The organism is Paenibacillus sp. 22594, assembly GCF_052044425.1.
Lineage (GTDB): Bacteria > Bacillota > Bacilli > Paenibacillales > Paenibacillaceae > Paenibacillus_AQ.
Genome location: NZ_JBQENA010000041.1, coordinates 1 through 791 on the forward strand (window position 1 = coordinate 1; position 791 = coordinate 791).

The 791-nt window shown below is 40.6% G+C and carries 1 pseudogene; it reads right to left on the reverse strand.

Annotated features, from left to right (window positions below):
- Window positions 1-761: pseudogene (locus ACTJKB_RS30865) on the reverse strand (glutamate--tRNA ligase); the annotation flags it as partial.
- Window positions 762-791 lie beyond the last annotated feature (30 nt).

A 791-nucleotide genomic window follows, 5' to 3' on the forward strand; every position in this document is an offset into this window, starting at 1 on the left:
TGAATAACCTCGTATAGATCAGGAGTATTACCTCTTCCTGTAATTGCGATTCGCAAGACCATACTGACATCTCCAACATGACCTCTATACAAAGATTTGTTCGCCTTGAACAATTTCATCTCTGGTGCAAACCCTATTTCGCGGGCTATTTCTTTAATCTCTTCAAACCACTCTTCATTTGTATAGTTTTTCTCATTATCCTTAAATCTCGCTATATATTTTTGGGTGATAACTGCGATATCCTCAGCTGAAATATTCTTAGGATAATCCTGTTCCACATCCGGTTTTTGAAATAACTCATCAAAAAAGTATCCGTATATTTCTCGAATGTCTGACCATTGGGAAATGTCCTTTCGCGGCTTCTCCCCATTTCTTCCGATACTGATGATTTTCAACACATATTCTTTTTTCTCTGTCAGTAATTCCGCCAACGGGGTATCATAGGTTTTTGCCCATGCTACCGCTTCTTGGTACACTTCCTCCGCTTTCATTCCGGCAATAACATCTTTGCTAATGTTCATCAGCTTCTTCAAATCAAATAATGCACCGCTACTATTCATCCGCTGGAGTTCCACGTTAAATGCTTTATTGCTGGCCTCAGCATGCTCATTTCTCCACTGCTCATAATTGGAATTGGCTAAAGTCAGCAGATATTCGATAACTGATTGCTCTGGGACTCCTTTTTCTTGATAGTATTGGACCGCTGCTTCCAGATCCTTTCGTTTGCTCAGTTTTCTCTTGGAGCTCCCTTCCTCTTTCATAATGGGTGATATATGTGCGTAATAGGGGGG